Raw genomic sequence first — 25,476 nt, 5'->3', positions numbered from 1 at the left:
CCCCACCCACAGGCCGCCCACGTCGTCGACTCGGCCTGCGGGCGTACCGTCCACGACATGAAGACCCGCACGCTCATCGCACTCCTGACGTCCGTCCTCGGTGGGGCCGGTGTCCTCGGCGCTGCTGCCGTCGGGGCCCGGGCCGGCGTCAAGGGCCAACGGGCGGCTGCGCAACGGGTGGTCGACATGTTGCCGATCCATGCGGACTGGTGGCACGAGCGACAGCAGCACGAGGGGCAGCTCCTGTACGTGGCGATCGGTGACTCGGCGGCGCAGGGCGTCGGCGCGACGGTCCCGTCGCGCGGGTACGTGGGCCTGTTGGCTCGGCGCATCCGGCATCGTTCCCACGAGTCGGTGCGGGTCGTGAACCTGAGCGTCTCGGGCTCGACGACGTGGGGTGCCAAGCGCGACCAGTTGCCGAAGCTCCGGCAGTACACGCCCGACATCTGCACGGTGTCGATCGGGGCGAACGACATCGCCGACTTCGATCCGGACAAGTTCGAACGCAACATCCGGGCGATCTACGGCGCGGTGCCGTCGCATGCCGTGGTTGCCGAGCTGCCGTGCATGTTCGTGCCGGACCGTGAGCGCAAGGTGGCGGTGGCGAACGAGATCGTGCACCGGGTGGCCGCCGAGTTCGGGCTCACGGTGGCGCCGCTGCACACCATCACGAAGCGGGTGGGGGTCCGCCGCACGTTCTTCAACAGCTACGGCGACCTGTTCCACCCGAACGACCGGGGGTACGAGGTCTGGGCGAGCGCGTTCGAGCCCGCGGTGGACGCCCGGGTCGACACCGTGGCGGCGATCCGGCACTACCTGTCCGCGCGCGAGGCGGAGAACCTCGGGCGCGAGGCCGGCGCCGTCGCGAACGCCCGAGCCGAGCAGGACACCGACGGCGCCGAGGCACTCGACCACGCCAACCGACCGAGTCCCGTCGAACGGATCCGCAACCGGATGACGGGTTCGATCGCCCTGCCCGACGAGCCGGTGCACCGCTCCGGTGATGTCGGCGGCACGGCCTAGCCTCGACGACATGGCGCGCCCGCAGTCCCTCTACCGATGCACCGAGTGCGGCTGGACCAGTGTCAAGTGGGTCGGCCGGTGCGGCGAGTGCCAGACCTGGGGCACGGTCGAGGACTCCTCGGCGGTCTCGGCGAGCACCCGGGGCACGGCGGCCGTCGCCGTCACCGGGGCCCGCGCGGCCCGCCCCATCACCGAAGCCCGCGGCACCACTGTGCAGCGGTGGCAGACCGGCATCGGCGAGTTCGACCGGGTGCTCGGCGGCGGGGTGGTGCCCGGTGCCGCGGTCCTGCTGTCCGGCGAACCCGGCGTCGGCAAGTCCACGCTCCTGCTCGAGGTCGCTTCACGGGCGGCCGCTTCCGGCAAGCGCGTCCTCTACGTCAGTGCCGAAGAGTCCGTCGACCAGGTCCGGCTCCGCGCCGAGCGCACCGGGGCGATGCACGACGACCTCTACCTGGCGAGCGAGGTCGACCTCGGCGTCATCATCGGCCAGATCGACCAGGTCAAGCCAGACCTGCTCATCGCCGACTCCGTCCAGACCATCTCGTCCAGCTCGATCGACGGCATCGCTGGCGGCACGTCGCAGGTGCGCGAGGTCGCCTCGACCCTGATCCGCATCGCGAAGGACCGCGCCCTCCCCGTCCTGATCGTCGGCCACGTCACGAAGGACGGCACGATCGCCGGGCCGCGCCTGCTCGAGCACCTGGTCGACGTCGTCTGCCACTTCGAGGGCGACCGGCAGACCGCGCTCCGCTTCGTCCGGGCGCTGAAGAACCGCTTCGGCCCCACGGACGAGGTCGGGTGCTTCGACATGGGCGGCGACGGCATCCACGAGGTCCCGGACCCCAGCGGCCTCTTCATGTCCAAGAACGCGACCCCGGTGTCCGGCACGTGCGTGACCGTGGCGCTGGAGGGGCGCCGGGCACTCCCGGTCGAGGTCCAGGCGCTCATCGTCCCGAGCTCGGCACCTCAGCCCCGCCGGGTCGTGAACGGCGTCGATGCGTCACGCGTGGCGATGCTGCTCGCGGTGCTCGAACGCCGAGCCGGTCTCAAGCTCTCCGACGCCGACGTCTACGTCTCCACGGTGGGCGGCATGAAGCTGACCGAGCCCGGCGCCGACCTGGCGATCGCCCTGGCGCTGGCGAGCGCGGCGCGGGACCGTCCGTACCCGCACACGCTCGCCGCCGTGGGCGAGATCAGCCTGGCGGGCGAGATCCGTCCGGCCACGGGGACCAAGCAGCGCGTGAACGAGGCGAGCCGACTCGGCTTCACGACGGTCCTCGGCGCCGACTCCGGGCATCTGCGCGAAGCACTCCGCGTGGCGTTCTCCATGACGCAGTCCGCCCGCGAGCGCGAACTCGACCGCGCGTTCTGATCGCCTAAGCGCGCAATGCGGCCAACAGGTCCTCGGGCGTCGCCTGCATGGTGTTCGGCCCGGCGATGTCGAAGAACACGCCCTCGAGCATGTCGAGGTGGGCGCTCAGGAACTCCTCGAGCCGAGGCCCGTCGTAGACCATGACCTGTCGGATCTTCTCGTCCGGCACCATCGCCGTGTAGGCGTCAGCCGACGAGAACAGCAGCAGGATGCGCTTCTCGGAGCCTTCGCGCCCGAACACCCGCACCTGCATGTCCTTCTTGCCGGTCACGAGCCGGGGGACGATCACGATGTCGTTGCGCAGCGCGAACGCCACCGCAGCGACGTCCTGCTTCGCGAGGGCTTCCTCGAGCTGTTCGCTCCGGAAGCGCTGTTCCTTGTCTGCCATCTGATCAATTCCACCAGATTTTCGTCGTTCAGTGACGCACGGGTAGCCAGTCGGCTCTGAGCACGCTAGCCTGATGGAACCGCTTCGGCGGCGCTCAACGTTCGGGCGAGGTGGTTTGCCCCTCAACTCGGACTACCAGGGTCACTGGCCATCAGGCCTGACCCCGAACCCGTCCCGCCGGCACCTGCCCGCGTGGCGCATCACCCCCGTCGACGTACGTCGGGGCTCCGCAGGTGCGATCGCACCATGGCGGAACGCAAGAAAGCTAAGGAAACGCCATCATGGCATCTACCGGTACCGTCAAGTGGTTCAACAACGAAAAGGGCTTCGGCTTCATCGCCCCGGACGACGGAAGCGCTGACGTCTTCGCGCACTTCTCCGCGATCGCCGGCAACGGCTACAAGTCGCTGGAGGAGAACCAGAAGGTGGAGTTCGACATCACCGAGGGCCGCAAGGGCCCGCAGGCGGAGAACATCACCGTCCTCGGCTGATCACATCAGCTTCGAACGGCCCCGTCGTCCTCTGGACGGCGGGGCCGTTTGCTGTTCCCAGCGACGCCCGCGCCCCGAGACCGCCAGCCCGCGCGGCGCCAGAGCTACTGCAGGATGAACTGCACCGAGGTCTTCGACTTCAGGTTCCCGACCGCGACCTGCAGGTGGTAGCTGGCCCCGTCGGCCGAGACCGCCGGGCGGGACGCATCGCACGTCGTGGTGGACGACCGGGTCCGGTCCCAGGCGATCGCGGGCGTGGTCAGGGTCTGGCCGGACTTGATCGTGACGTCCTGGTTCGTGCCGCCGGTCTGGCAGTCCTTCGACGACCAGTACTGCTCCTCGCCCGAGCTGATGGTCAGCACCTGCTGCGCTGACCCGAGGTCGAGGTGGCACGAGTTGGTGCCGGTGTTCTTGATCGACATCGCGATCTTCGGGTCCTCGGTGGGGCCGTAGGCCTCCTTGTCGAGCACGGGTGTCAGGACGACCTGGTCCTTGCTGCACGTCGACCCGTCGGGAGCGGCAGCGGCAGCGGTGGAGGCCGGTGCCGACGCCGAGCGGGACGGGTCAGCGGACGACGCACCACCGGCCGAGGCGGACGGCGAGGACGTCGGTGCTGCCGTCGGGGTCGACGCGCTCCCCCGTCCGACGACGATGAGCACGACCACCACGACGATGATCACGAGCGCTCCGAGCACGGCTGCACGACGGCGCCAGTACACGACCGGCTTCTCGGGCCCGACGGGGTGACGCAACGACGACATGCGCACAGGGTAGACAACCCCGGATGCCCGGTGCGGGACCCCCGCCGGGTGCCGCGAGAAAGCGTCAGAGGATCTTCAGCATGCGGGTGTTGCCGAGGGTGTTCGGCTTGACCCGGGCGAGGTCGAGGAACTCCGCGACCCCTTCGTCCGACGACCGCACGAGCTCGGCGTAGACGGCGGGTTCGACGACCTGCTCGCCGATCTCGAGGTACCCGTGCTTCGCGAAGAAGTCGACCTCGAACGTCAGGCAGAAGATCCGTGCGACGCCGAGTTCCCGGGCGTCGTGCTCGAGCGCCTCGAGCATCCGGTGTCCGACGCGCTTGTGGATCCAGTCGGCGTCGAGGGCGAGCGTGCGGACCTCGGCGATGTCGTCCCAGAAGACGGCGAGGGCGCCGCAGCCGATCGGTACCCCGTCGGGTCCTTCGGCGATCCGGAACTGCTGGATCGAGCCGTAGAGCGCGACGTTCTCCTTGCCGAGCAGGATGCGCCGGTCGACGTAGGGGGCGATGAGTCGCTGGATGTGCGGGACGTCGGAGGCGAGTGCCGGTCGCACGAGGATCCCGTGCTCGTCACGGACGTCGAACGCGTGCTTCCCGTGCTCTGTCATCTCGACAACCCTAGACCGCGCCGGAGCGCAACCGAACGCCGCGCCCGGACGAGCGGCAGCGGACCTTCCCGGGGGACACCCCGCTGGACGGTGCACAGGCTGAGCCGCCTACCGTCCACACCATGCCCCAGATCATCGAAACCGTCGACGTCAACGTCCCCGTCTCCGCAGCGTACGGTCAGTGGACCCGCTTCGAGGAGTTCCCGCACTTCCTCGACGAGGTCGAGAAGATCGTCCAGGTCGACGACAAGACCACCGACTGGACCGTGAAGGTCGCCGGCCAGGAGCGCGAGTTCCGTGCCGTCATCACCGAGCAGCACCCCGACGAGCGGGTGGCCTGGACCGTCAAGGACGGCGAGACCGACCACGCCGGTGTCGTCACCTTCCACAAGCTGTCCGACAACGAGACGCGCGTCACCGCGCAGATCGACTGGGAGCCGTCCGGCTTCCTCGAGAAGCTCGGCGCAGCGGTCGGCGTCGGTGGCCACGCCATCAAGAAGGACCTGCAGAACTACAAGGAGCGCGTCGAGTCCGCTCCGACCGACACGGGCTGGCGCGGCGACGTGCAGGCGTGATCACGGCCTGAGACGTCCGCAGGCGGACAGACGGGAGGCCCGGTGCCAGCTGGCACCGGGCCTCCCGTTTCGTCCGTGCACCGGTTTCGTTCGGCATCCCCCCACGACATGCCGACCTGCCGGTCCGGCGCGAGCCTGGCAGAGTGGTCACACTGGCCGTCGCGCTGGTCCAGTTTTATCATGTCTGAGACAGATGTACAGGGCGGGGAGACATGATCGAGTACAACGACGACGATGCACACCGGCGAGAACTCTCCCGGAAGCTGCAGTTGCTGATGGACGTCGTCGAGGCGAATGCCGGGCAGCGACCGTCCTACAAGGAGATCGCGGCCGAGATCGAGGCACAGGGTGCGTCGATGAGCCGGCCGCGGTGGGGCTACATGCTCGGGGGCAACGGCCCGGCCGTCCGTGACCAGCGCCTGCTCGCAGCACTCGCCGGCTACTTCGGCGTCCCGGCGGAGTACCTGACCGACGCGGCGGGCAACACCGACGTGCCCGAGCGGGTGCAGGCGCAGCTCGAACTCGTCCTCGAGCTCCGCAAACGCGAGGTCGTGGCCTTCGCGACCCGACGCCTCGGCGAGTTCGCCTCGGCCGACGAGATCCGGGACTTCACCGAGCACCTCCGGCGGCTCGACGAGTCGGGGTCCGCGCCGTGACCGGCGTGCGCGAGCGGTTCGGCGCCCGGCGCCGGCAGGCCGTCGCCCGGCGGAGCGTGCGGCGGCTCGGGCTCCCCCGGCGGCTGACGCTGCCCGCCCTCCTCGCCCGCGCCGAGTCGACCCTCGGCAAGCCGATCCGGCTGCGGACGGCCAACCTGCCCGGTGACCTCTCCGCACGGTTCATCCAGCGCGCCGACCACGCACTCCTCGAGACCCGTCCCGACCTGTCCGAGCGCTCCCGCGTGGCTTGCGTGCTCCACGAACTCGCCCACGTGTTCCTGGCGGACCCGGGCTGCGACCACCAGGCCTACACCGGGCTACTCACCGGCCGGACGGCGTTCACACGGTCGCTGGACACCCCGCACGAGCAGGCGGTCGAACTCGTCGCCGACGAGCTCGCGCTCCGGATCGGGCTGCTCGACCCGGACGACCGCGAGCCCGGGATCTTCCGGTGACGCTGCACGTCTGGGGGTCGATCCCGGTGTGGGTCATCCTGACGGTGCTCGTCGTCCGGCTGCTGCTGGTGCGGACCCAGTCGGCGAGCGTCACCTGGCTCATGGCGTGCTGCGGCTTCGTCGCCGTCGGCCTGACGATCAACCAACCGGACGTCACCACGTTCCTCGCGGGCGTCACGCACGTGCCCAACATCGCAGACCTGGTCGGACGGTGCCTCATGGTGTGCGGCATGTTCGCGCTCGCGCAGTCGGTGGAGGCCGCTGCGCGTTCCGCGAAGCTGCTGCGCGCGAGCCGGATCATCGCCTGCGTGGTCGTGCTCCTCGCGCTCGTCGTGCTCTTCACGCTGGTCGACGCGCCGACCCCGACGGCACAGTTCATGACCGTCTACGGCGACCAACTGCCGACCGCGCTGTACTCCGCGGTCGAGATGACGTACATCGCGGTCGTCATCGCCCGTTCCGCCACCGCCGTCCTGCGCGGGTTCCGGAGCGGTGACGGCCTCGGCCGGATGTACTGGCTGTTCGTCGTCGGGGCCGTCGGGCTGGTCCTGCTCGCCGTCATCGCGATCGCGCTCGACGCCGTCCACGTCGCCGGTGTCGACGGCGCGGTCCGGGCGCTGTCCACCGTGTACGCCCCGGTGTTCCTGCTGTCCATGGCGCTGCTCGCCGTCGGTGCCGCCGGGGGCGTGCTGCCGGACGCGGCACGCGAGTTCCGCGACTGGCGGGAGACCCGGCACCGGTTCCGCAGCTTGGAGCCTGAGCTCCGGCGGCTCGAGGCGGCCTCGGGGCACACCGGGCTCTACTTCACGATCGCCTGGCAGCGTCGCCAGTGGCGCAGTCGGTTGCACCGACTGGCCGTCGAGATCGAGGACCGCGCACGCGAGGCCGGGCAGGACGTCCCGGCTGCGGCGACCCTCACCACCGCACGACTCAGGGAGCTCTCATGACAGCCGGACGCACGACCGCACTCGGAACCGCACTCGGAACGGCAGTCGGCACCGTCGGGACGCTCGGACTGGGCGCTTTCGTCGCCCGACGACTGCTCTTCCCCGCCCCCTACACGGCGACCGCCACCGTGCGGAGCAGCACCGGGACGGAGGTCGAACTCGTCGCGACGCGCGACACCCGCCTGCCGGGGACGTACGACCTGCAGCGCGACGACGCCCGCGTCCAGGTCGGTGCCCTCGTCGCCGCGAGCACCGAGACCGAGCCCAGCGGGGACACCATCCGCCGCCGCGTCACCGGCACCGTGGCGACCGGTGACTGGGCCTGGGACGCCCTGCGGTACGACGGGCCGGCCGACGTCCCCGGCGCCGAGCCCGAGGCCGCCACGACCCACGTCGTCCACGTGCACGGCCAGTCCCTCGGGCCGCGGCAGGTCCTCCGCGGCGTCGGTGTCTGGCGCGGCCTCGGCGCGACGTCCGAGGTCCTCGACACCACGGACCTGCCGCTCCGGTCGCTCGACCCGGGGGCAGCAGACCGCATCGTCGCCGCGGTCCGCGCCGCCCGCGCCCGAGGCGCCCGCCGCGTGGTGCTGCAGGGGTGGTCCGCCGGCGCCCTCGCCTGCTCGGTCGCCGCCGGCCGGGTCGACGTCGATGGGATCGTGGCCGTCTCGCCGCTGCTCGACGTCGCGTCGGCACTCCGCGGAGCGGTCCGTGGGGCACGCCTGCCCGCCTTCGTCGGCACCGTCGCTGCGCGCATCGCGACGACCCCGGTGCTGTCCCGCCTGGCGGGAGCGTCGGCACCGGTCACGACCACGGCCTGGCAGGACGCGACGACGCCGACGCTCGTGGTCCACTCCGAGGCCGATGCACTGGTCGCAGCGGACGACGTGGCCGCGATCACCGCACGCCCGCACGCCACCGCCGTCGCCTTCCGCACGGCACCGCACACGCTCGAGTGGAACGAGGACCAGGAGCGCTGGGAGGACGCGGTCCGCCGCTTCGTCGAGACGTTGCCCGCCATCGCGTAGCGGACGTGCAACGGCCCCGGTCTGCGAACAGACCGGGGCCGGCAGCGACTCGATCCGTTGGGGGGAACCGATCGAGTGCGACGCGCGAGGAGTTGGGGGGAACGTCTCGCGCGCTGGTTCCACCGTACCCCCGGACGGGGGTCCGTGGACGCGGGACGCGCGCATCGGCGATCCGGGATCTGGACCGACCCGATGACGGACGGGAGGCCCGGTGCCAGCTGGCACCGGGCCTCCCGTCGTGCAGACCGTCAGGTCCTAGGACTCGATCTCGCCCTGGGGCGCGTCCGCTGCGGTCTCGACCGCGGCTGCGCCGGCGAGGACCTCTTCGCGGCCCGGCTGACGCCCGGTCTCGAAGTGGAACGCACCGTCGACGAAGTCGACCTTCACGTGGTCACCGGCGTTGAGCTCACCCTGCAGGATGTGCTCGGACAGCTGGTCCTCGACCTCGTGCTGCATCGCGCGACGGAGCGGGCGTGCACCGAGGGACGGGTCGAACCCGACCTTGATGAGCTGCTCCTTGGCGGGGAGCGTGAGCTCCACCGTCATGTCGCGGTCGAGCAGACGGTCGGCGAGGCGCTTCACGAACAGGTCCACGATCTGCAGCAGTTCGGACTGCGACAGCTGCGGGAACACGATCGTGTCGTCGACACGGTTCAGGAACTCGGGCTTGAAGTGCTTCTTCAGCTCCTCGTTGACCTTGCCGCGCATGCGGTCGTAGCCGACGGCCGAGTCACCCTCGACCTGGAAGCCCACCGGGCCACCAGCGATGCCCTGCGAACCGAGGTTCGTGGTCATGATGATGACGGTGTTCTTGAAGTCGACCACGCGGCCCTGACCGTCGGTGAGACGGCCCTCCTCGAGCACCTGCAGCAGCGAGTTGAAGATGTCCGGGTGGGCCTTCTCGATCTCGTCGAACAGGACCACGGAGAACGGCTTGCGGCGCACCTTCTCGGTGAGCTGGCCGCCCTCCTCGAACCCGACGAACCCGGGAGGGGCACCGAACAGACGCGAGACGGTGTGCTTCTCACCGAACTCCGACATGTCGAGGGAGATCAGTGCGCCCTCGTCGTCGAACAGGAACTCGGCGAGCGCCTTGGCGAGCTCGGTCTTGCCGACACCCGTGGGCCCGGCGAAGATGAACGAGCCCGAGGGGCGGTTCGGGTCCTTGAGGCCGGCACGGGTGCGGCGGATCGTCTTGGACAGGGCCGAGATGGCCTCTTCCTGACCGATGACCCGCTGGTGCAGCGCCTTCTCCATGAAGACGAGACGCGAGGTCTCCTCCTCGGTGAGCTTGAACACCGGGATGCCCGTGGCCTGCGCCAGGACCTCGGCGATGATGCCCTCGTCGACGGTGCCGGACGCGGCGACGTCGCCGGCACGCCACTGCTTCTCGAGGCGGAGACGCTCACCCAGGAGCTTCTTCTCCTCGTCGCGCAGCGAGGCGGCCTTCTCGAAGTCCTGCTCCTCGATGGCGGCTTCCTTCTGCCCGCGGACCGTCGAGATCTTCTCGTCGAACTCGCGGAGCTCCGGCGGCGCCGACAGGATCGACAGCCGCAGGCGTGCGCCGGCCTCGTCGATCAGGTCGATGGCCTTGTCCGGCAGGAAGCGGTCCTGCACGTAGCGGTCCGCCAGGTTGGCGGCCGAGACGATCGCACCGTCGGTGATGGACACCTTGTGGAACGCCTCGTACTTGTCGCGCAGGCCCTTGAGGATGTTGATCGTGTGCGGCAGCGACGGCTCGTTGACCTGCACCGACTGGAAGCGACGCTCGAGTGCGGCGTCCTTCTCGAAGTGCTTGCGGTACTCGTCGAGCGTGGTGGCACCGATCGTCTGGAGCTCACCGCGGGCGAGGAGGGGCTTGAGGATCGAGGCGGCGTCGATCGCGCCCTCGGCAGCGCCGGCACCGACGAGCGTGTGGATCTCGTCGATGAAGACGATGATGTCGCCGCGGGTGCGGATCTCCTTCGTGACCTTCTTGAGGCGCTCCTCGAAGTCACCGCGGTAGCGGGACCCGGCGATGAGCGACCCGAGGTCGAGCGAGTAGAGCTGCTTGTCCTTGAGCGTCTCGGGCACGTCGCCCTTGACGATCGCCTGGGCGAGGCCCTCGACGACCGCGGTCTTGCCGACGCCGGGCTCACCGATCAGGACGGGGTTGTTCTTGGAGCGGCGGGAGAGGATCTGCATGACCCGCTCCATCTCCTTCTCGCGCCCGATGACGGGGTCGAGCTTGCCGTCACGAGCGGCCTGGGTGAGGTTCCGACCGAACTGGTCGAGGACCTGCGAACCCTGCTGCTGGCCGTTCTGCTGCTGCTCGCCGCCGACGGCGACCGCTTCCTTGCCCTGGTAGCCGGACAGGAGCTGGATGACCTGCTGGCGGACCCGGTTCAGGTCCGCGCCGAGCTTCACGAGGACCTGGGCTGCGACGCCCTCGCCCTCGCGGATCAGGCCGAGCAGGATGTGCTCGGTGCCGATGTAGTTGTGGCCGAGCTGCAGCGCCTCGCGCAGGGACAGCTCGAGCACCTTCTTGGCACGCGGCGTGAACGGGATGTGCCCGGTCGGCTGCTGCTGGCCCTGGCCGATGATGTCCTGGACCTGCTCGCGGACGGCGTCGAGCGAGATGCCGAGCGACTCCAGCGCCTTGGCGGCAACGCCCTCGCCCTCGTGGATCAGGCCGAGGAGGATGTGCTCGGTGCCGATGTAGTTGTGGTTGAGCATCTTCGCTTCTTCTTGAGCGAGGACGACAACCCGACGGGCTCGGTCGGTGAATCTCTCGAACATGTGCTCTCCCTTGGCCCTTTCTGACGGAGCCGACAGCTGGTCCGGTCTCGTCTGAGTCCGGTCACGTACTCCGAGAGTAACCAGCGCTCCCCGTGGGGGCTGCCCCTGTTCGCCGTGGGCGTGACCTCACTGCGCGATGTGCGCAGTGAGCGAACTCAGGCGCGACGCGCTGCTCGGCGCAGGGCACGCCGGAAGCGGCGCGGCTCGACGCCCAGGGCGTCGAGGACGTCGTGCGCCGACCCCATGAAGGGGTCGTCGACCCCGTCGAGGACGGCGAGCAGGACGTGCACCGGGCGGACGCGCTCGGCGGGGCCGGCGAGGACGGCGGCCCGGGCGAGGACCCGTGCCGCCGCCGGCGTGCAGGCGACCCGGTCGTGCTCGTCGGGGCACGACGCCCGCGCACCGACGAAGACGCTGATCTCGGCGCGGACCGCCTCGGGGCTCACCCCGTGTGCGTCGAGGGCCGGGCGGAAGCGGGGCATCCCGCTGCAGAGCGTGACGGCGGCGAGCAGGAGGTGCTCCGCGTCGACGAAGCCGAAGCCCGTCTCGTGGGACTCGAGGTCGGCGAGCAGCACGATCTCGCGGCCCTGGCGGACGGTGGGCAGGGCGACGGACAGCTGAGCGATCTGCATGTATTCAGAATATCGCATGCAATGACAATTGCACACCCCTCGGTTCAGCACCGCTCGGTACCATCCGGTCATGGATCAGCCCGTCGTCGGCCTCGTCGTCCACCCGACCAAGAACGTGCAGGAGTCCGTCACGACCCTGCAGCGCTGGAACGCGTCCGGGCTCGGCGAACTCGTCGCCCGCCGCGCCGACGCACAGCGCATCGGTGGGGGCATCACCGCAGTCGAGGACGACGACTTCACCGAACGGGTCGACCTCGTCGTCGCCCTCGGCGGTGACGGCACCATGCTCGGCGCGATGCGACTCGTGGCGAAGCGTCCGGTGCCGGTGCTCGGCGTGAACTACGGCAACGTCGGGTTCCTGGTGGAGATCGAGCCGCCGGAGCTCGAAGCCGCGCTCGACCGACTGTCCGCCGGCGAGTACCAGCTCGAGCCGCACCACGCACTCGAGGCCCGCCTGTCCTGGAGCGGCGCGCGCACCGACTACCTGGCCTTCAACGACCTCACCATCGTGCGGCGCCCCGGTTCCGGCCAGGTGTCGGCCGACCTCAGCGTCGGCGGCCTCGGCTACGGGTACTACCGCGCCGACGCCATCGTCGCCGCGACCCCGGCGGGCTCCACCGCGTACAACTACGCCGCGGGCGGCCCGGTGCTCTCCCCCGCACTGTCCGGCTCCGTCGTGACCCCGGTCGCTCCGATGGCGGGGATCGACCGCGCCGTGGTGCTCGCCGCCCGCGAGCGCTACCGGTTCGACATCGCCGAGGGCACCAGGAGCGCTGCACTCGAGGTCGACGGGCTCGTCGTCGGCGAGGTCGCCACCGGGGCGCAGATCGACGTCCGGCTCCGCAAGGACGCCGGCAGCGTCGTCCGGCTCGACGCCGAGCGGCACGGACGCACCGGCCGGGTGAAGCTCAGCCTGCTCGACCTGCCGGTGCGGCCCGACCAGCTCATCGAACTGATCCCGAGCGACCTGCGGCAGAAGCTCGGGCGCGAACTCGACCAGTAGCGGTCCCGGCACCGTCCCACCCCCGGAACGGCGAATGGCCCGCTCGAGCAGTGCTCGAGCGGGCCTTCCCATCACCCCACCGGATCGCCTTCCCACAGAACGACCCGGGTTCCCCTGCCGACGCGGACGCCGGCCGAAGCCTGCTGACCTCAGTCGGTCAGGTACAGCTGCATGTCCTGCGAGACCGCCTTGGCGAACAGGCGCAGCTTGGCGCGCGACTCCACCCGGCTGACGGCCTGGCGGGTCGTGTGCACGATCTTCGAGATCTCGTCGAGCGTCATCGGCTTGTCGTCGTCGAGGCCGTAGCGCATGCGGATCACGTTGGCCTCTTCGCTCGGCAGCTCGGCGACGATCGAGCGGATGTCGCGGTGCAGGAGCGTGGTCTCGGTGAGCTCGTTCGGGGACGCAGCGTCCTCGTCCTCGATGAAGTCGCCGAGCTCGCTGTCGTCCGAGTCACCGACGACCGTGTGGATCGACACCGGCTCGTGCGAGCGGCCCTTGAGGTCGACGAGCTCCTCGACGGTCATGCTCAGCTCGGCGGCAACCTCGTCGGGCATCGGCGCACGGCCGAGGTCCACGGTCAGGTCGCGCTCGGTGCGGGAGATCTTGTTGATCAGCTCGACGGTGTGGACCGGGATGCGGATCGTGCGGGCCTTGTCGGCGAGACCACGCGAGATCGCCTGGCGGATCCACCAGGTGGCGTAGGTCGAGAACTTGTAGCCCTGCGTGAAGTCGAACTTCTCGACCGCGCGGACGAGACCGAGGTTGCCCTCCTGGATGACGTCCATGAACGGCAGGCCACGCTGCGAGTAGCGCTTGGCGATGCTCACGACCAGGCGGAGGTTCGAGGTGATCATGCGCTCCTTGGCGCGCTCACCGTCGCGGACGAGCCAGCGCAGTTCGCGCTGCAGGGTCTTCGCGAGGCCCTTCTCGGTCGCGAGCTTCTCCTCGGCGAAGAGGCCGACCTCGATGCGGCGGGCGATCTGCGCTTCTTCCTCGGCGGTGAGGAGCGAGAGGCGGCCGATGTGGCGCAGGTAGTCGCCGACCTGGTCGACCGAAGCACCGCGGACGCCGGCGAGCTGCTCGTCGGCCTCGACCTCGGTGTCGAGGGAGGTGGTCGTGGACTCGGCGCCCTGGGTCTTGGATGCCGCTGCCTTCTTCGTGGTGGCGCGGCGGGTGGTGCTCGGTGCAGCCGTTGCGATCGTCATGGTGTTGCTCCCTGCGTTCGGCGGTGATGGCTTCGTGCGGTGGTGCTGGGGGGTCGTGCTTGGGGGTGTTGATGAGTAAAGCGGTCCGGAGGTGTACCCCACAAACCGATCGGAATGATTCTCAGGCTTCTCCGTGATTCGCGGTCGAAACCGTCCCCCGTGGGGTACAGCACTGCCGTCAGTGTGGTCCCCCGAACTGCGGCGGATCAAGGGTGTGACGTGATGTTTCCGGCGTTGCAAGGGTGTTTCTCACGCGTTTCCGAATCTGTACCCCGCCGTACCGCGCCTTCTGGACATGCAAAAGGGGTACGTCCGCCCGGATCAGTGCGATCCGGTGGTCGTACCCCGAAAACCGAAGGGGTGGGGGTCACCAGGAGGGTTCGAGCCACCCGTCCCGGCGCTTGGACGCCTCGAGGTCGGCGTCTCGGTCGAACTCGTCGTACTCGCTCTCGATGTCGCCGACGAGGCTGCGACCCGTGAAGGGGTGTGTGGTTGCCATGCGGACGATGCTCACCCGGGCGCGCGACGGCGAGGTGAACGGTGCGTGACCGATCGAGGGCGCACAGGAGTCCAGGCTGGTGACCAGGGCGGGGTCAGCAGCCTGCAGGGGTGCGGCGGCGTGGCGGCGCAGCTACTCGGCGGATGCCGGTGCCGGCGCGGGGACGCCGTGCTCACGCTCGAAGCGGGCGCGCTCCTCGGCCTCGACCTTGGCGTAGGCGGCACGCTCGGTGCGGTCGGCCCGCATGATGGCGCGCATCACGAACCAGAAGATGAGGCCGACGACGATGGTCGGCGTCAGGGCGAAGATGATCCCGGTCACGACTCCATGCGGCACCGGAGCATCGTACCCCGCCCCGGCGCCGCCGAACTGTGGGCGGGCTACTTCACCAGGGGGAACAGGATCGTCTCGCGGATGCCGAGGCCGGTGATCGCCATCAGCAGGCGGTCGACGCCCATGCCCATGCCGCCGGACGGCGGCATCGCGTGCTCGAGGGCCCGCAGGAACTCCTCGTCGACGCGCATCGCCTCGGGGTCGCCGCCGGCCGCGAGCTTCGCCTGCTCGACGAAGCGCTCCCGCTGGACGACGGGGTCGACGAGCTCGGAGTAGGCGGTCGCGAGCTCGAAGCCGCGGACGTACAGGTCCCACTTCTCGACGATGCCGGGACGGGTGCGGTGCTCGCGGGTGAGCGGCGAGGTGTCGACCGGGAAGTTCATCACGAACGTCGGGCGGTCGAGCGAGTCGATGACGAAGTGCTCCCAGAGCTCCTCGACGTACTTGCCGTGCGTGGCGTGCGCGACCTCGACACCCTCGGCCGCCGCGAGCTCCTGCAGCTCGGACAGCGGGGTCTCGGGGGTGATCTCGCGCCCGGCGGCCTCGGACAGCGAGCCGTACATGTCGATGCGGGGCCACTCGCCGCCGAGGTCGTAGGTGCTGCCGTCGGGCAGGGTGACCTCGAGCGAGCCGCCGGTGACCGCCCGCGCAGCGCTCTGCACGAGCTCCTGGGTCAGGTCGGCCATCTGCTCGTAGTTGCCGTAGGCCTGGTACGCCTCGACCATGGCGAACTCGGGCGAGTGCGACGAGTCGGCGCCCTCGTTGCGGAAGTTCCGGTTGATCTCGAACACCCGGTCGATGCCGCCGACGACGGCACGCTTCAGGAAGAGCTCCGGCGCGATGCGCAGGAAGAGCTCGGTGTCGAACGCGTTCGAGTGCGTCACGAACGGTCGGGCCGAGGCGCCGCCGTGCTGCGTCTGCAGCATCGGCGTCTCGACCTCGAGGTACTCGTGCGCCGTGAACGTCTGGCGGAGCGAGGACATCACGGCGGCGCGGGCGCGGACGGTGGCGCGCGCTTCGTCGCGGACGATGAGGTCGAGGTAGCGCTGACGGACCCGCGTCTCCTCGTTGAGTTCGTTGTGCAGGTTCGGCAGCGGCAGGATCGCCTTCGCCGCGATGGCCCACTCGTCGACCATGATCGACAGCTCACCGCGGCGCGAGGAGATCACGCGGCCGTGCACGAACACGTGGTCGCCGAGGTCGACGAACTCCTTCCAGCGCGCGAGGGACTCGTCACCGACCTCGGCCAGGGACACCATCGCCTGGATGCGGGACCCGTCGCCGGACTGCAGCGACGCGAAGCAGAGCTTGCCGGTGTTGCGCGAGAACACGATGCGGCCGGCGATGCCGACGACGTCCTGCGTCTCCTCACCCGTCTCGAGGTGCGCGTACTGCTCGCGGACCGCCGGGATCGTCGTCGTGATCGGGAGCTCGGCGGGGTACGCCTCGATGCCGGACTCGAGCAGCTTCGCGCGCTTGTCGAGCCGGACCTGTCGCTGCTCGCTGGTCTCCTGCTCGGCCAGTGCGGCGGCGTCGGCGATCGCGGTGTCGGTGGTGGCGGTCTCGTCGGTCATGCGGGTGCGGCTCCGATGGTCGTGGGGGTCGGGGGAAATGCTACCCGCGCCGCGCTCCCGCCCCGGACTCGCTACAGCGTCGACTGCCCGTCGGCCGCCGTCAGCGCGTTGTCCACGGCGGAGCGGACGAGCGCACCGAGCACCCGGCCGGGGTGGTCCACGCCGATGCCGGACAGCGTTCCCGCAGACTGGTCCACGATCGCGGTCGAGAAGCTCACGGCGGCGCGGACGGCATCGGCGTACGCGGGCCGGTCCCCCTCGGCGACGACGAACGGCTCGGCGCCCATCTCGACCACCAGGGCCTGCGCGATGGGCAGCACCGGCGAGGGTGCGGTCACCGCGCAGTAGGCGTCACGCAGCCGCGACAGGTCGACACTCGTGCCGGTGAACGCCATCGCCGGGTGGATGGCGAGCGGGATCGCACCCGCCGCCATCGCGGGGGCGAGGATGCCGACACCGTGGTCCGGGCTGGTGTGCACGACGAGCTGGCCGGGCTGCCAGATGCCGGCGTCCGCCAGACCCTGCACCAGCGAGGCCAGCTGGTCGTCCGGCACGGCGAGGAGCACGAGTTCGCTCCGCTCGACCAGGTCCGGCGTCGCGAGCACGGGAGCGCCCGGCAGCATGGCCTCGGCACGGTCGCGCCCCTCGGCGGACACTGCGGTGACGCCGACGACCGCGTGCTCCGCGTTCGCCAGTGCGGCTCCGAGCACGGGTCCGACCCGTCCGGCGCCGACGACGCCGACGCCCAGGCGCCCGGCCCTCACCGCACGGCTCCGGACGGCGGGACGTCGCTCCACCCCGGGCCGGGAGGCACGGTGCCGGGCCGGTGGTCGGCGTCCGGTCCGGCAGGGGCACTGGTCTCGGGCCACGGCACGTCCGCAGCGTCCGTGACGGACGCGGGACGGGCCTCCCGTTCGCGCCACCGGTGGGACGTGTCGACCGCAGCGGCCTCGACGGCTCGGTGGGTGGTCTCCGACCACAGGCGCTGCGCGTCCCGCGCGTCGAGCGCACCGACGCGGGCCGAGACCGGCCCGGCGACGGTGTGCACGTGGACGGCGGCGAGACGCAGGGCACGCTCGAGCGGGCCCTGTTCGACCTTGACGCTCTGCACCCGGGGCAGCGGCACGATGACGAGCGACCGCCAGACGGCGCCGAGCCGCAGCAGCACGGCGCCCTGCACGAACCGGTACCCGTTGCGTCGGAACGCGAACGGTCGGAGCCAGGCACCGCGGCGTGGGGAGTGCACGAAGCCACCCTGGTCACCACTCGTGGTCAGGCTGTCGTCGACGACGCTGACGGCCTCGGCGGAGCCTTCCCGCAGGGCCTCCTGGGACGCCTCGGGGCCGGCGACGACCGTGCCGACCAGGCCGGGCAGGATGATGTCGAGGACCTCGCGGACGTCGGCCGCGGTGCCCACGGGCAGCACGATCGCGGACGCCTGCTGGTTGCTCGACGCACCGTTGCCGGCGTTCGTCGCGCGGTTGATCCGGACGTCCCACCAGCCGAACGGGCGCCAGAGCAGCGGCTGCGCGACACTGACGGCGTGGATGCGGCCGGGGGGCAGCGTCTCGTTCGAGGTCGAGACGAGCCCGAACCCGATCCGGATGCCGTCACGGGTCTCGGCGATCGTGTACTGCAACGACCGCGAGAACTTGCGGACGTAGTAGCTCCCCGCACCGATCACCGCGGGGAACAGCCCGAACAGGATCCCGTACTCGCCGGTGAGCGCGACGCTGACGATCATCGCGGCCACGGCCAGCAGGATGAAGACGGTGGTGCCGGAGAGCAGCATCGACGCGATGAGGCGTCCGGGCTTGACCTTGACGATCCGGGTCGCGTGCACGGCGGCGGGGTCGAGTTCCGGCGAGAACATCTCGTCGACGCGGTCCTGCAGCACGCCGTTCGACGCACGCGCCGGACCGCTGCCGCGGTCGTCGTCCTTCGCGCCGGACGCGAGCACGAGGATGCGCGACCGCAGGTCGTCGGCGGCCCGCACCCCCAGGTACGCGAGCTGGACGTTGGCGTCGTTGCCGGCCTGCGCGATCTCGAGCTTCGCGGTGCCGAACACCCGCGGGATGAGCGGCCGCGAGATGTTGATGCCCTGGATCCGGTCGAGTCGGGCCTTGCGGTGGTTCCGGAACAGCACGCCGGAACGGACCTCGACGATCTCGCCGGTGACCCGGAACTCGTGCATCCGCCAGGACAGGTAGAACAGCCCGATCAGCACGAGCAGGAACACCGCGACGCCGAGCAGCACCCAGCCGACGACGCCGTGCTCGTACACGTAGCGGACCGGGTCGCCGTCCTGCTGCTCGCCGCCGGGGATGAAGAACTCGACGAGCTGGTCGCGCAGGCTGTTCAGCACGTAGCCGAGGATGACGATCAGGAAGATCCCGCCCTTCAGCAGCGGGGTCAGCGGGTGCAGGCGGTGCCACTCGCCGTCGGTCAGGGGCGCGGCCGCAGCGGCGTTCCCGCGTGTGGGCGGGGTGGGCGGCGGCGGGCCGGGTCGGAAGGTCACCGCGACCCCCTACAGCCCGGCGCGGCGGGACTCGGCGAGTTCGACGAGCCGGTCGCGCAGCTCGTCGGCGTCGGTGGCCGGGATGCCGGGGATGCGGACGTTCGTGGCGGCGGCAGCGGTGACGAACTTCAGCTCGCTCATGCCGAGTGCGCGGTCGAGCGGACCCCTGGCCACGTCGACGAGCTGCATCCGGCCGTACGGCACGGCCGTGAACCGCTGCCACATCAGTCCGCGGCGGACCACCAGGTCGTCGTCGCGCAGGGCGTAGCCGATCGCGCGGACACGGCGGGGCGTGAGGGCCGCGGTGACCAGCGTGATGACGAGCACCACGATGCCGATGAGCAACCAGACCGTGCCGGCGCCCGAGCCGAAACCGTCGTTCACGATCCCGATCAGGACCAGGCCGGCGGTCACCACGAGCCCGATCACCAGCGTCGTGATGAGTTCCGTCCACACGAGCTTGGCGGACACCCTGGTCCAGTCGATGCCGGTCAGGCCGAGCCCCGGCTCGTCGAGTCGTTCACGCGCCATCGCGGGCCTCCAGGGGGTGTGCTCGGGTCAGTTCGCCGTCGTGCCGTTGCGGGGGTCGCCCGGCTCGTCGTCGTCACCAGGAGGTGCGATGCACATGCGCTCTGCCACGAGTGCGCAGACCGTCAGCACGATCCCGCCCCCGACGGCGACCACGTTCGGCAGGGTCGAGCCTAGCGAAGGCGTCACCGAGCGGGTCAGGAGGTACACGACCAGCCCGATCGCGAAGCCGCCGAACAGGGCGCCGCAGATGCTCGAGGCCTTCGCGAGGACCACGACGCGGGTGGCGTAGAGCGGGTCGACCGGGCGCTGCCGCCCGGCGCCGTCGCGGGCGTGCCGGCGGACGGGACGCGCCATGAGCACGACGGCGACCCCGATGAACGCGAGCGTGATGCCGAGCGGTACGGCGAGCAGCAGCGTCGGCGACTGGCGCGACGCCAGCACCGCGTCGAACGCGAAGCCCGCCACCGCGGTCACGACGGCGATGCTGAACAGGGTGGAGAGACGGGTCGGCTTCACGCGCTGGTCACGTTCCCTTCCGTGGAGGTCGCGGGGACCGCGGTCGTCCGGGAGGCCCGGCGCACGTCCGCGAACAGGCGCGGCTCGTCGACGCGCTCGGTGTCGTCCCCCACGGCGGCGAGCAGGTCGGCCACCGGGCCGACGCCGGGCAGGACGGCCGCGGGGTCGGCGTCGAGCCACGGTGCGAGCACGAAGGCCCGCTCGGCGGCGCGGGGGTGCGGCACGGTGAGCGTGGCGGTGTCGATGCGCAGGTCGTCGACGGCGACGACGTCGAGGTCGAGGGTCCGGTCGCCCCAGCGGACGTCACGGGTCCGGCCGTGCTCGTCCTCGATGCCGTGCAGGGCGTCGAGGAACGCCTGCGGCTCGAGGTCGGTGTCGACGACGACGACGGCGTTGCGGTACCGCGGCTTGGTGTCGTCGCGGCCGTCCAGCGTGACGGCGACGGACTCGACCTCGTGGCTCGAGGCCACCGGGTGCACGCCGGGCAGCGCAGCGACCGCGCGGGCCGCGGCGCGGAGGGTGCTCCCCCGGTCGCCGAGGTTGGCGCCGAGCGCGACGACGACGCGGCTCACGCTGCTCCCTCGTCCGGCACGGTCGCCCCGCGGGCACGGCGGATGGTGATCGAGACGTCGGTGAACGGCACGGTGATCGGCGCCTGCGGCTTGTGCACGGTGACCTCGGTCGCCAGGGCCGCACGGTGGGTCAGCACAGCGGCCGCGATGCGTTCGGCGAGGGTCTCGATGAGGTCCACCGGGTCGCGCTCGATCTCGGCGACGACCTGCTCGGCGAGCACGCCGTAGTGCACGGTGGCGTCGAGGTCGTCGCTGCCCGAAGCGGCGCGGGCGTCGAGTTCCACGGCGACGTCGACGACGAAGTCCTGACCGTCGGCGCGTTCGTGGTCGAAGACCCCGTGGTGGCCGCGCGCGCGGACCCCGACGAGGCGGATGGTGTCGTTCACGAGCGAGCTGCCCTCCAGGCGTCCCAGACGTCGAGCACGGCACGGGTCGGTGCCGGGTCGTGCACGCGCACCCCCCACGCGCCGCGTTCGGCGGCGAGCAGGCTGATGGCGGCGGTGGCGAGGTCGCGGTCCTTCGGCGGGGCGCCCTCGGGGCTGCCGACGCCGTCCAGGAACCGCTTGCGTGATGCGGCGACGAGCACGGGCAGGCCGATCGAGGCGAACCGCTCGTACCCGGCCAGGATCTCCCAGTTCTGCACGCCCTGCTTGGCGAAGCCGAGGCCCGGGTCGATGACGACCTGTTCCTGGCGCACCCCGAGGACGATGAGCTCGGCGACCCGCATCTCGACCTCGCGCCGGACCTCGTCGACGGCGTGCACGTACTCGGCGTTCCGGTACATCCGGTCGCTGTGGCCGCGCCAGTGCATGACCACGAAGCCGGCCCCGGTCGACGCGACCACGCGGGCCATGTCCGGATCGGCCAGACCGCCGGACACGTCGTTGACGATCGCGGCTCCGAGTTCGACGGCACGCTCGGCGGTCGAGGCGTTCATCGTGTCGACGCTCACCGAGATGCCCTCGGCGACGAGCTGCCGCACGACCGGCAGGACGCGCTCCTGTTCGACCGGCACCGGCACGCGCTCGGAGCCCGGCCGCGTGGACTCCCCGCCGACGTCGATGATGTCGGCACCCGCGGCGACGAGGTCACGCGCGTGCTGCACGGCGGCGTCGTAGGCCTGGTGCAGCCCGCCGTCGCTGAAGGAGTCCGGCGTCACGTTGAGGATGCCCAACACCCGCGTGCGGTCCGGTGTCGGACCGCCGCGGGTGTCGAGCCGACGAGCACGTCTCGTCGGCAGGTCGGTCATGCCGGCCCCCTACGCCGGGGCGATACCCGGGTTGCCGAAGGGGCGACGACGGGGCTTCGAGGTCGACTCGCTGTCCGACTGGTCCGCTGCGGTGGCGGCGGCCTGCCCGGGCACGTCGATCGCGGGCAGGTTGCTCACCGGACGCTTGTCGCTGGAGAGCCACTGCGGGCGCTCCGGCAGCTTGCGGACGTCCTTGAAGATCTCCACGAGCTCCGGGGCGTCGAGCGTCTCCTTCTCGAGGAGCTCGCCGGCCAGGCGGTCGAGGATGTCGCGGTTGTCGTTGAGCACCTGGTAGGCCTCGTTGTGCGCGGCCTCGAGCAGCGCACGGGTCTCGGCGTCGACGGTCTGGGCGATGTTCTCCGAGTAGTCGCGACCGGTCCCGCCGCTCATGTCGCGGCCGACGAACGGCTCGCTCGACCCGGACCCGAGCTTGACGGACCCGACGGCCTGGCTCATGCCGTACTCGGTGACCATCTTGCGCGCGGTGCCGGTGGCCTTCTCGATGTCGTTCGAGGCGCCGGTGGTGGGGTCGTGGAACACGATCTCCTCGGCGACGCGACCACCCATGGCGTAGGTGAGCTGGTCGAGCAGCTCGTTGCGGGTGACCGAGTACTTGTCCTCGAGCGGGAGCACCATCGTGTAGCCGAGGGCACGGCCGCGCGGCAGGATCGTGATCTTCGTGACCGGGTCGGTGTGCCGCATCGCCGCAGCCGCCAGGGCGTGGCCGCCCTCGTGGTACGCGGTGATCAGGCGCTCCTGGTCGGACATGATCCGGGTCCGGCGCTGCGGGCCCGCCATCACGCGGTCGACGGCCTCGTCCAGCGCGCGGTTGTCGATGAGCTGCGCGTTCGACCGGGCGGTCAGCAGCGCGGCCTCGTTCAGGACGTTCGCCAGGTCGGCACCGGTGAAGCCCGGCGTCTTGCGGGCGAGCAGCTCGAGGTCGACGCTCGCGGCGAGCGGCTTGCCCTTCGCGTGCACCTCGAGGATCTGCTTGCGGCCGGCCATGCCCGGAGCGTCGACACCGATCTGACGGTCGAAGCGGCCCGGACGCAGGAGCGCGGGGTCGAGCACGTCGGGACGGTTCGTCGCGGCGATGAGGATGACGTTCGTCTTGCCGTCGAAGCCGTCCATCTCGACGAGCAGCTGGTTGAGCGTCTGCTCGCGCTCGTCGTTGCCGCCGCCGATGCCGGCACCGCGGTGGCGTCCGACGGCGTCGATCTCGTCGATGAAGACGATGGCCGGCGAGTTCGCCTTGGCCTGCTCGAAGAGGTCACGGACACGGCTCGCACCGACACCGACGAACATCTCGACGAAGTCCGAACCGGAGATCGAGTAGAACGGCACGCCTGCCTCGCCGGCGACGGCGCGGGCGAGCAGGGTCTTGCCGGTCCCGGGAGGGCCGTACAGCAGCACGCCCTTCGGGATCTTGGCGCCGACGGCCTGGAACTTCGCCGGCTCCTTCAGGAACTCCTTGATCTCGTGGAGTTCCTCGATCGCCTCGTCGGAGCCCGCGACGTCGGCGAACGACACCTGCGGGTTCTCCTTGTTGTTGATCTTGGCCTTCGACTTGCCGAACTGCATGACCTTCGAGCCGCCGCCCTGGGCGCTCGAGAGCAGGAACCAGAACAGGGCACCGATGATCAGGAAGGGGAGCAGGACACCGAGGAGCGACAGGAACCAGTTGCCCTGCTGCACACGGTCGTCGTAGCCCTTCGGCAGGTTGGCGTCGTTGACGGCCTGGATGACCTCTTCGCCGCGGGGCGTGGAGTAGTAGAACTGCTCCTGCTTGTCGCCGTCACGGAGCGTCAGGTCGACCCGCTGCTCGGTGGAGTTGACGATCGCGGACGAGACCTTGCTGTCGGCGAGCTGCTCGAGGCCCTTCTGGGTGCTGACCTCGGTCGTGCTGCCCTGGCTGATGACACTCCAGCCGATGAAGATGCCCGCCAGCGCGATCAGCACGTAGAGGTACGGGCCGCGGAAGATGCGCTTGAAGTTCATGTGATCCGGGCGCGAGTGCCCGACACCTTTCTCTGCCGAAGTTGCGTGCAGGTCAGCATACGGCCGCGATTCTGTGGCGAGAATGGGTGTCCTCTGCGGGCGAACTCGACCCGAGGCACGTGCCCCCTGGACGGGTTACGAGTACACGTGGGGCGCCAGGACGCCCACGCCGCGCAGGTTGCGGTAGCGCTCGTCGTAGTCCAGGCCGTAGCCGACCACGAACTCGTCCGGGATGTCGAAGCCCACGTACTTCACATCGACCTCGACCTTGGCGGCCTCGGGCTTGCGCAGCAGGGCGACGATCTCGACGCTCGCGGCACCACGGGACTGCAGGTTCTGCTTGAGCCACGACAGCGTCAGACCGGAGTCGATGATGTCCTCGACGATGAGGACGTCGCGGCCGTGCAGGTCGGTGTCGAGGTCCTTGAGGATCCGCACCACACCGGACGACTTCGTGCCGGAGCCGTACGACGACACCGCCATCCAGTCCATGCGCGCCTGCATCTTCAGGTGGCGTGAGAAGTCCGCCATCACCATGACGGCACCCTTCAGGACACCGACGAGCAGGGGGTCGCGACCCGCGTAGTCGGCGTCGACGACCGCCGCGAGTTCGGCGAGCTTGTCGTCGATCTGCTCGGGGGTGAAGAGGACTTCGGACAGGTCTGCCTGGACGTCGGAGAGTTCCACCGGTCCAGCCTAACCGGCACTGAACGACAGGCGGTCACCGGATCGCGACGCCCGGACGCCCGGCAGGTCGATCGGTCCCTGTCCACTCCAGTCGGTGACGAGCCGGCAGACCTCGAGCGTCTGCACCCGTGACAGCGTCACCCCGAACTCGCTCTCGACCGCCAGGCGCACGAGCCGCTGCCGGAGCGCGGGCGGGTTCGCCGCGAGTGCCCGCACCGACAGCGAGATGCCGGCCTCGGTGTGCTCGGCGATGTCCTCCGCGATCTCCTCGGCGAAGTGGTCGAGTGCCGCCGAGTCCTCTCGGAGCTGGTCGGCCGTCCGCGCCAGCGCTTCTGGTACCCCGGCACCGAGCTCGCGCTCGAGCACCGGCATGAGCGCGTTCCGCACGCGCACCCGGGCGAATGTGCCGTCGTCGTTCTGCGGGTCGTGCCACGGCGCCAGCCCGGCTGCGGCACAGGCCTGCCGCGTCGTGTGCCGGCGCACCGCGAGCAGCGGGCGCCCGTACGCCGGCCCCGGCTCCCGCCGCGCGAGCGGCAGCATGCCCGACAGGCTGTCCGGCCCGCTGCCGCGCAGCAGGCCCAGGAGCACCGTCTCGGCCTGGTCGTCCAGGGTGTGCCCCAGCAGCACGAGACGCGACCCGGTGGCGGACGCGACGTCCGCGATCGACGCGTGACGGGCCTCCCGGGCGGCTCCCTCCGGACCACCGTCGGAGCCGACCGTGACCCTGCGGACCGTCACCGGGTCGAGTCCCAGCTCGGATGCCTGCCGGGAGGCGCGGCTCGCGACCGCCTCGGAGCCCGCCTGGAGCGCGTGGTCGACGACCACTGCCCCGGCTCGGAGCCCCTGCTTGCCCGCCTCGAACGCGGTGGCCGCGGCGAGCGCGAGCGAGTCCGGTCCGCCGCTCAGCGCGACCAGGACGAGGTCGCCCGCGGCGACGACCCCGTCGTCGAGCGCGGTGGCGAGCAGGTTGCGGACCGCCAGGCGGGTCTCGGCGACGGCAGGGTCCAGCCGGGGACGCGGAGAGTTCACCCGGTAACGTTAGCCGCGCTCTCGGGACCACCGACAGCCCCACCGACAC

28 protein-coding genes are annotated in these 25,476 nt (G+C 70.6%); 9 read left to right on the top strand and 19 right to left on the bottom strand.

Features of this window, described 5'->3' with window-relative positions; translation table 11 throughout:
• Positions 1 to 57: 57 nt before the first annotated feature.
• On the top strand, positions 58 to 1,023 hold the full coding sequence (locus ACGH48_RS00935; protein ID WP_185040703.1) for an SGNH/GDSL hydrolase family protein: 966 nt from the start codon (positions 58 to 60) through the stop codon (positions 1,021 to 1,023).
• Positions 1,024 to 1,033: 10 nt separating this feature from the next.
• Complete coding sequence (radA, locus tag ACGH48_RS00930) at positions 1,034 to 2,395, top strand: DNA repair protein RadA (protein ID WP_185021261.1); 1,362 nt, start codon at positions 1,034 to 1,036, stop codon at positions 2,393 to 2,395.
• A gap of 4 nt (positions 2,396 to 2,399) precedes the next feature.
• Here radA and ACGH48_RS00925 read toward each other — a convergent pair whose 3' ends face one another.
• A complete protein-coding gene (locus tag ACGH48_RS00925; protein WP_123311003.1) occupies positions 2,400 to 2,783 on the bottom strand; it encodes an SseB family protein in 384 nt (127 codons plus the stop codon).
• 281 nt (positions 2,784 to 3,064) lie between these two features.
• On the opposite strand from ACGH48_RS00925, the gene ACGH48_RS00920 reads away from it, so the two are divergent.
• Positions 3,065 to 3,274 carry a cold-shock protein gene (locus ACGH48_RS00920; protein ID WP_017887662.1) on the top strand — a complete coding sequence of 70 codons (210 nt, stop codon included), beginning with the start codon at positions 3,065 to 3,067 and terminating at the stop codon, positions 3,272 to 3,274.
• Positions 3,275 to 3,378: 104 nt separating this feature from the next.
• Here ACGH48_RS00920 and ACGH48_RS00915 read toward each other — a convergent pair whose 3' ends face one another.
• Both ACGH48_RS00915 and ACGH48_RS00910 read right to left on the bottom strand, forming a co-directional pair.
• A complete protein-coding gene (locus ACGH48_RS00915; protein WP_396289835.1) occupies positions 3,379 to 4,035 on the bottom strand; it encodes a hypothetical protein in 657 nt (218 codons plus the stop codon).
• Between the two features lie 64 nt (positions 4,036 to 4,099).
• A complete protein-coding gene (locus ACGH48_RS00910) occupies positions 4,100 to 4,642 on the bottom strand; it encodes an amino-acid N-acetyltransferase (protein WP_181437672.1) in 543 nt (180 codons plus the stop codon).
• Between the two features lie 122 nt (positions 4,643 to 4,764).
• Between ACGH48_RS00910 and ACGH48_RS00905 the strand changes: the two genes are divergently transcribed.
• From ACGH48_RS00905 to ACGH48_RS00885, 5 genes are all read left to right on the top strand, one after another.
• Positions 4,765 to 5,217 (top strand): SRPBCC family protein, encoded by a 453-nt coding sequence (locus tag ACGH48_RS00905; protein WP_123311007.1) that lies wholly within the window; start codon positions 4,765 to 4,767, stop codon positions 5,215 to 5,217.
• Positions 5,218 to 5,429: 212 nt separating this feature from the next.
• The gene (locus ACGH48_RS00900) at positions 5,430 to 5,873 is read left to right on the top strand and encodes a hypothetical protein (RefSeq protein ID WP_123311009.1); all 444 of its coding nucleotides are present in this window, start codon (positions 5,430 to 5,432) and stop codon (positions 5,871 to 5,873) included.
• Entirely contained in the window at positions 5,870 to 6,328 is a 459-nt protein-coding gene (locus ACGH48_RS00895; RefSeq protein ID WP_396289834.1) for a hypothetical protein, read from the top strand. The genes ACGH48_RS00900 and ACGH48_RS00895 overlap by 4 nt, the downstream gene beginning before the upstream one ends.
• Complete coding sequence (locus ACGH48_RS00890; RefSeq protein ID WP_396289833.1) at positions 6,325 to 7,275, top strand: hypothetical protein; 951 nt, start codon at positions 6,325 to 6,327, stop codon at positions 7,273 to 7,275. The genes ACGH48_RS00895 and ACGH48_RS00890 overlap by 4 nt, the downstream gene beginning before the upstream one ends.
• Positions 7,272 to 8,300, top strand: a complete 1,029-nt coding sequence (locus ACGH48_RS00885; protein ID WP_396289832.1) for a hypothetical protein — start codon at positions 7,272 to 7,274, stop codon at positions 8,298 to 8,300. The genes ACGH48_RS00890 and ACGH48_RS00885 overlap by 4 nt, the downstream gene beginning before the upstream one ends.
• Before the next feature lie 255 nt (positions 8,301 to 8,555).
• On the opposite strand, the gene ACGH48_RS00880 is transcribed toward ACGH48_RS00885, so the two are convergent.
• Entirely contained in the window at positions 8,556 to 11,078 is a 2,523-nt protein-coding gene (locus ACGH48_RS00880; RefSeq protein ID WP_123311017.1) for an ATP-dependent Clp protease ATP-binding subunit, read from the bottom strand.
• Positions 11,079 to 11,233: 155 nt separating this feature from the next.
• On the bottom strand, positions 11,234 to 11,710 hold the full coding sequence (locus ACGH48_RS00875; RefSeq protein WP_340197114.1) for a Clp protease N-terminal domain-containing protein: 477 nt from the start codon (positions 11,708 to 11,710) through the stop codon (positions 11,234 to 11,236).
• Positions 11,711 to 11,780: 70 nt separating this feature from the next.
• On the opposite strand from ACGH48_RS00875, the gene ACGH48_RS00870 reads away from it, so the two are divergent.
• On the top strand, positions 11,781 to 12,713 hold the full coding sequence (locus tag ACGH48_RS00870; protein ID WP_123311021.1) for an NAD(+)/NADH kinase: 933 nt from the start codon (positions 11,781 to 11,783) through the stop codon (positions 12,711 to 12,713).
• A 149-nt stretch (positions 12,714 to 12,862) separates the two neighbouring features.
• On the opposite strand, the gene ACGH48_RS00865 is transcribed toward ACGH48_RS00870, so the two are convergent.
• From ACGH48_RS00865 to tilS, 14 genes are all read right to left on the bottom strand, one after another.
• Positions 12,863 to 13,921, bottom strand: a complete 1,059-nt coding sequence (locus ACGH48_RS00865) for a sigma-70 family RNA polymerase sigma factor (protein ID WP_123311023.1) — start codon at positions 13,919 to 13,921, stop codon at positions 12,863 to 12,865.
• 367 nt (positions 13,922 to 14,288) lie between these two features.
• Positions 14,289 to 14,420, bottom strand: coding sequence for a hypothetical protein (locus ACGH48_RS00860; RefSeq protein ID WP_258373406.1), 132 nt, complete (start codon positions 14,418 to 14,420; stop codon positions 14,289 to 14,291).
• 132 nt (positions 14,421 to 14,552) lie between these two features.
• Positions 14,553 to 14,756 carry a hypothetical protein gene (locus ACGH48_RS00855; protein ID WP_111086942.1) on the bottom strand — a complete coding sequence of 68 codons (204 nt, stop codon included), beginning with the start codon at positions 14,754 to 14,756 and terminating at the stop codon, positions 14,553 to 14,555.
• Between the two features lie 44 nt (positions 14,757 to 14,800).
• Positions 14,801 to 16,327, bottom strand: coding sequence for a lysine--tRNA ligase (lysS, locus tag ACGH48_RS00850; protein ID WP_123311025.1), 1,527 nt, complete (start codon positions 16,325 to 16,327; stop codon positions 14,801 to 14,803).
• A 71-nt stretch (positions 16,328 to 16,398) separates the two neighbouring features.
• A complete protein-coding gene (locus ACGH48_RS00845) occupies positions 16,399 to 17,091 on the bottom strand; it encodes a Rossmann-like and DUF2520 domain-containing protein (protein ID WP_222659121.1) in 693 nt (230 codons plus the stop codon).
• Positions 17,088 to 18,845: a PH domain-containing protein gene (locus ACGH48_RS00840; RefSeq protein ID WP_396289830.1), complete on the bottom strand. Its 1,758-nt coding sequence runs from the start codon at positions 18,843 to 18,845 to the stop codon at positions 17,088 to 17,090. Before ACGH48_RS00840 ends, ACGH48_RS00845 begins: the two co-directional genes overlap by 4 nt.
• A 9-nt stretch (positions 18,846 to 18,854) precedes the next feature.
• The gene (locus ACGH48_RS00835; RefSeq protein WP_111086938.1) at positions 18,855 to 19,376 is read right to left on the bottom strand and encodes a PH domain-containing protein; all 522 of its coding nucleotides are present in this window, start codon (positions 19,374 to 19,376) and stop codon (positions 18,855 to 18,857) included.
• A 27-nt stretch (positions 19,377 to 19,403) separates the two neighbouring features.
• A complete protein-coding gene (locus ACGH48_RS00830; RefSeq protein ID WP_123311031.1) occupies positions 19,404 to 19,892 on the bottom strand; it encodes a DUF3180 domain-containing protein in 489 nt (162 codons plus the stop codon).
• Positions 19,889 to 20,464: a 2-amino-4-hydroxy-6-hydroxymethyldihydropteridine diphosphokinase gene (gene folK, locus ACGH48_RS00825; RefSeq protein ID WP_123311033.1), complete on the bottom strand. Its 576-nt coding sequence runs from the start codon at positions 20,462 to 20,464 to the stop codon at positions 19,889 to 19,891. Before folK ends, ACGH48_RS00830 begins: the two co-directional genes overlap by 4 nt.
• A complete protein-coding gene (gene folB / locus ACGH48_RS00820; protein ID WP_222659116.1) occupies positions 20,461 to 20,850 on the bottom strand; it encodes a dihydroneopterin aldolase in 390 nt (129 codons plus the stop codon). The genes folK and folB overlap by 4 nt, the downstream gene beginning before the upstream one ends.
• Positions 20,847 to 21,713, bottom strand: coding sequence for a dihydropteroate synthase (folP, locus tag ACGH48_RS00815; RefSeq protein ID WP_396289829.1), 867 nt, complete (start codon positions 21,711 to 21,713; stop codon positions 20,847 to 20,849). Before folP ends, folB begins: the two co-directional genes overlap by 4 nt.
• A gap of 9 nt (positions 21,714 to 21,722) precedes the next feature.
• Entirely contained in the window at positions 21,723 to 23,711 is a 1,989-nt protein-coding gene (gene ftsH / locus ACGH48_RS00810) for an ATP-dependent zinc metalloprotease FtsH (RefSeq protein ID WP_123311037.1), read from the bottom strand.
• Positions 23,712 to 23,846: 135 nt separating this feature from the next.
• A complete protein-coding gene (gene hpt / locus ACGH48_RS00805; RefSeq protein WP_111086933.1) occupies positions 23,847 to 24,398 on the bottom strand; it encodes a hypoxanthine phosphoribosyltransferase in 552 nt (183 codons plus the stop codon).
• Between the two features lie 9 nt (positions 24,399 to 24,407).
• On the bottom strand, positions 24,408 to 25,427 hold the full coding sequence (gene tilS, locus ACGH48_RS00800) for a tRNA lysidine(34) synthetase TilS (RefSeq protein ID WP_396289828.1): 1,020 nt from the start codon (positions 25,425 to 25,427) through the stop codon (positions 24,408 to 24,410).
• Positions 25,428 to 25,476 lie beyond the last annotated feature (49 nt).

Source organism: Curtobacterium pomorum, from assembly GCF_044497295.1.
Lineage (GTDB): Bacteria > Actinomycetota > Actinomycetes > Actinomycetales > Microbacteriaceae > Curtobacterium.
Note: the sequence above shows the minus strand (reverse complement) of the source record. Positions and strands in the feature narration are given on the sequence as shown.

Bases quoted from the DNA above. Each gene is read 5' to 3' on its own strand.
- ACGH48_RS00860 (WP_258373406.1), bottom strand. From the start codon at position 14,420: ATGGCAACCACACACCCCTTCACGGGTCGCAGCCTCGTCGGCGACATC.
- ACGH48_RS00870 (WP_123311021.1), top strand. From the start codon at position 11,781: ATGGATCAGCCCGTCGTCGGCCTCGTCGTCCACCCGACCAAGAACGTG.
- lysS (WP_123311025.1), bottom strand. From the start codon at position 16,327: ATGACCGACGAGACCGCCACCACCGACACCGCGATCGCCGACGCCGCC.
- ACGH48_RS00935 (WP_185040703.1), top strand. From the start codon at position 58: ATGAAGACCCGCACGCTCATCGCACTCCTGACGTCCGTCCTCGGTGGG.
- ftsH (WP_123311037.1), bottom strand. From the start codon at position 23,711: ATGAACTTCAAGCGCATCTTCCGCGGCCCGTACCTCTACGTGCTGATC.
- ACGH48_RS00865 (WP_123311023.1), bottom strand. From the start codon at position 13,921: ATGACGATCGCAACGGCTGCACCGAGCACCACCCGCCGCGCCACCACG.
- ACGH48_RS00920 (WP_017887662.1), top strand. From the start codon at position 3,065: ATGGCATCTACCGGTACCGTCAAGTGGTTCAACAACGAAAAGGGCTTC.
- ACGH48_RS00835 (WP_111086938.1), bottom strand. From the start codon at position 19,376: ATGGCGCGTGAACGACTCGACGAGCCGGGGCTCGGCCTGACCGGCATC.
- ACGH48_RS00875 (WP_340197114.1), bottom strand. From the start codon at position 11,710: ATGCAGATCGCTCAGCTGTCCGTCGCCCTGCCCACCGTCCGCCAGGGC.
- ACGH48_RS00900 (WP_123311009.1), top strand. From the start codon at position 5,430: ATGATCGAGTACAACGACGACGATGCACACCGGCGAGAACTCTCCCGG.
- ACGH48_RS00905 (WP_123311007.1), top strand. From the start codon at position 4,765: ATGCCCCAGATCATCGAAACCGTCGACGTCAACGTCCCCGTCTCCGCA.
- ACGH48_RS00885 (WP_396289832.1), top strand. From the start codon at position 7,272: ATGACAGCCGGACGCACGACCGCACTCGGAACCGCACTCGGAACGGCA.
- folP (WP_396289829.1), bottom strand. From the start codon at position 21,713: ATGACCGACCTGCCGACGAGACGTGCTCGTCGGCTCGACACCCGCGGC.
- ACGH48_RS00910 (WP_181437672.1), bottom strand. From the start codon at position 4,642: ATGACAGAGCACGGGAAGCACGCGTTCGACGTCCGTGACGAGCACGGG.
- radA (WP_185021261.1), top strand. From the start codon at position 1,034: ATGGCGCGCCCGCAGTCCCTCTACCGATGCACCGAGTGCGGCTGGACC.
- ACGH48_RS00880 (WP_123311017.1), bottom strand. From the start codon at position 11,078: ATGTTCGAGAGATTCACCGACCGAGCCCGTCGGGTTGTCGTCCTCGCT.
- ACGH48_RS00915 (WP_396289835.1), bottom strand. From the start codon at position 4,035: ATGTCGTCGTTGCGTCACCCCGTCGGGCCCGAGAAGCCGGTCGTGTAC.
- ACGH48_RS00925 (WP_123311003.1), bottom strand. From the start codon at position 2,783: ATGGCAGACAAGGAACAGCGCTTCCGGAGCGAACAGCTCGAGGAAGCC.